This window comes from Mizugakiibacter sp. (genome assembly GCF_039680435.1).
Lineage (GTDB): Bacteria > Pseudomonadota > Gammaproteobacteria > Xanthomonadales > Rhodanobacteraceae > Mizugakiibacter.
On record NZ_JBDKSX010000117.1, the window covers coordinates 1 to 3,159 of the forward strand.

At 67.5% G+C, this 3,159-nt stretch carries 3 protein-coding genes; 2 read left to right on the forward strand and 1 reads right to left on the reverse strand.

Annotated elements, in window-relative coordinates; translation table 11 throughout:
- Together ABFC67_RS12625 and ltrA are read left to right on the forward strand one after the other, a co-directional pair.
- The coding region (locus ABFC67_RS12625) for an OmpA family protein (RefSeq protein WP_346738385.1) at positions 1–348 on the forward strand (348 nt) is incomplete at its 5' end.
- Between the two features lie 506 nt (positions 349–854).
- On the forward strand, positions 855–2,222 hold the full coding sequence (ltrA, locus tag ABFC67_RS12630; RefSeq protein WP_346738387.1) for a group II intron reverse transcriptase/maturase: 1,368 nt from the start codon (positions 855–857) through the stop codon (positions 2,220–2,222).
- A gap of 89 nt (positions 2,223–2,311) precedes the next feature.
- On the opposite strand, the gene ABFC67_RS12635 is transcribed toward ltrA, so the two are convergent.
- Positions 2,312–3,159: glycerol dehydrogenase (locus ABFC67_RS12635; protein ID WP_346738386.1), on the reverse strand; the 848-nt coding region annotated here is incomplete at its 5' end.

Sequence of the window (3,159 nt, forward strand, 5' to 3'; positions counted from 1 at the left end):
GCCGTGGTCAGCCTGATGGGCGCCAATACCATGCCGGCCCTGAAGGTGTACTTTGATTCGGGCAAGACCGACGTGCACGCCGACTTTGCCGCGAAGTCGGCCGATCTGGTGGCTTACATGAAGGCCAACCCGGACGCCAAAGCCGTCATCTCCGGCTTCAACGACCCGACCGGCAACGCCGCGGCCAACGCCGAGCTGTCGAAGAACCGCGCTCAAGCGGTACAAGCCGCGTTGGTGTCTGCCGGCGTGGCGCAAGACCGCACCGTGCTGGAGAAGCCGGCTGAAACCACCGGTACCGCCGCCAGCAATGCTGCTTCGCGCCGGGTCGAGGTGGTGCTGCGCAAGTAATCAAAAAGGGGCTGTGCCGCGCGCTCGACCGAGCAGTGGCACAACAATAAAACGGACGCCTCGGCGTCCGTTTTGTTTGTGCGCCCAGCATGGGCGCACTCCTCGGGGTGCAAGTCCCCGGCCAAGCTGGCCACAGCGAGGCAAGCGAAGCGCAACTGCGTGAGGGCGACCGAGCGTGGGGAGGAAGCGTGGAGCGTAAACCGCGAGTCGAGGTACACGAACCGCATCCGAGGCGGCGCCGGCCAGGGCGAGCAGACAAGAACCTGCGAAGCTCTCGTGGCCAAGGGCCAGGCGACGTAAATGCGGCGACTGTGCGGTGAAGGAGTGCGCTCTTACCTGGGGAGATCTCGCCTTGCGCCTGAAAGGGCGACGCCTGCTCGGCGGAGCGAGAAGTCAGCAGAGGCCGTAGTAGCGGCGCAGCGCCTTAGCGGGCGGGAATGCGCGGCGAAGGGCCGAACGAGCGTGAGTGACCCAGGACCGAGGTGATGTCGAGGGCCATGCGTCAGATGCCAGCGCAAGCTGGGCGACTCGCTACCGAAGGCGGTGAAGCCGCTGGTGGGGCGGTGCGCGACGAAGCCCAAGGCCCGCACCATGGACACCGGGCCACAGGGCCGGGAGCGCCGGCGGCAGCGGCTGGCTCGCTGCTGGAGGCGGCCCTGGCAAGAGAGAACCTGCAGCGGGCGTGGAAGCGCGTGAAGGCCAACAAGGGCGCGGCCGGGGTGGATGGGCTCGACATCGAGCAGACCCGCCTCTGGTTGACGACCCACTGGCCCGAAGTGCGCCAGATGCTGCTGCAAGGCAGATACCGGCCCAAGCCGGTGCGAAGGGTGATGATCCCCAAGGCGGACGGGAGCCAGCGCGAGCTGGGCATCCCGACGGTGCTGGATCGGCTGATCCAGCAGGCGCTGCTGCAGGTGCTGCAGCCGATCATCGATGCGACCTTCAGCGACCACAGCCATGGCTTTCGCCCGGGCCGGCGCGCGCATGACGCGGTGCGACAAGCCCGCGGCTACGTGCAGTCGGGCCGCCGGGTGGTGGTGGATGTGGACCTGGAGAAGTTCTTTGATCGCGTGAACCACGACATCCTGATGGAGCGGCTGGGCAGGCGGATAGCGGACGCGGCGGTGCTGCGGCTGGTGCGCGCCTACCTGGACGCCGGGATCATGGCTGATGGCGTGGTGATCGAGCGGCACGAGGGAGCGCCGCAAGGTGGCCCCTTGAGTCCGCTGCTGGCCAACGTGCTGCTGGACGAGGTGGACCGGGAGCTGGAGCGGCGAGGCCATTGCTTCGTGCGCTACGCGGATGACTGCAACGTGTACGTTCGCAGCCGCCGCGCGGGCGAGCGGGTGATGGCGCTGCTGCGACGGCTGTACGGTCGGCTGAAACTGCGCATCAACGAGGCCAAGAGCGCGGTGGCGGATGCGCTGGCTGAGGAACGCAAGTTCCTCGGGTTCGCGTTCTACGCTACCAAGGGCGAGGCGCGCTGCAAGGTCGCAAGCAAGCCGCTTCAGGCGTTCAAGCGGCGGATCAGGCAACTGACCCGCCGCACGGTCGGGCGCAGCATGGAGCAGGTGATCGAGACGCTGCGCAGCTATCTGCTGGGTTGGAAGGCCTACTTCGGGCTGGCGCAAAGCCGCACCGTCTGGCGCGAGCTGGACGAGTGGCTGCGGCACCGGTTGCGGGCCTTGCAACTCAAGCAGTGGCGTCGTGGCACCACGATCTACTCCGCGCTGCGTGCGCTCGGTGCCTCGGAGACGACGGCCCGCCGCGTGGCTGCAAACTCGCACTGCTGGTGGCGCAACAGCGCCGGGGACATCAACAAGGTGCTGACCATCGCCTACTTCGACAGGTTGGGCCTACCTCGCCTCTCATGACCTCAAACGCTCGAACCGCCCGGTGCGGACCCGCATGCCGGGTGGTGTGGGAGGGGCAGCCGCTACGATAGCGGCTCCCCTATCCCGATTCAATCCTTGTAGTTCTGCAGCAGCCGATCCGCGGTGACGATGGCGTCGTAGACCATGGCGGGCGTGACCTTGAAGGGCTCGTTGTGGATGGTCTCGCCCTCGGCGCAGGCCAGCTCGGCGGCGCGGCGCCATTCGGCTTCATCGAACTTCTTCAGACCCAGGTCGGCCAGCGTCAGCGGCAACTCCACCGACTTGATGATGTGGATGACCTGCTCCAGTTCGGCGCGCGGCGCGCCTTCCAGCACCAGTTGCGCCACCAGGCCGAAGGCGACCTTCTCGCCGTGCTGCGCGCCATGTAGGTCGTGCACGGCGGTCATGCCGTTGTGGATGGCATGGGCGGCGGCCAGACCGCCCGATTCGGCGCCCACGCCGCTCATGTAGATGGTGGCTTCGACCGTGTTCTCCAGCGCGGTGGTCACGGCCTTGGCCTTGACGGCCTGCAGGGCCTCGGCGGCGTAGTCGCGGATGGTCTCGAAGCACAGGCGCGCAATGCCCAGGCCGGCGAGCGAAGGCTTCATCAGCACCAGGTTGTCGCCTTGCGAGGCGTAGCAGGTGCGCGCCTCGAAGTAGGTGGCCAGCCCGTCGCCCACGCCGGCGGCGAAAAAGCGCGCCGGCTCGGTCGCCAGTACGCTCAGGTCGGCGAAGACGGCATCGGGGTTCTTCGGCAGGAACAGGTAGCGGTTGAACGAGCCATCGGTGTTGTAGATGACCGAGAGCGCGGTACAGGGCGCGTCGGTCGAGGCCAGCGTGGGGATGATGACCACCGGCAGCTGGGCGTAATGCGCCACGGCCTTGGCGGTGTCCAGCGTCTTGCCGCCGCCCACGCCGACCACGTACTGGCCGCCGC

Coding starts and splice junctions, on each gene's coding strand:
- ltrA (WP_346738387.1), top strand. CDS start 855: ATGCCAGCGCAAGCTGGGCGACTCGCTACCGAAGGCGGTGAAGCCGCT.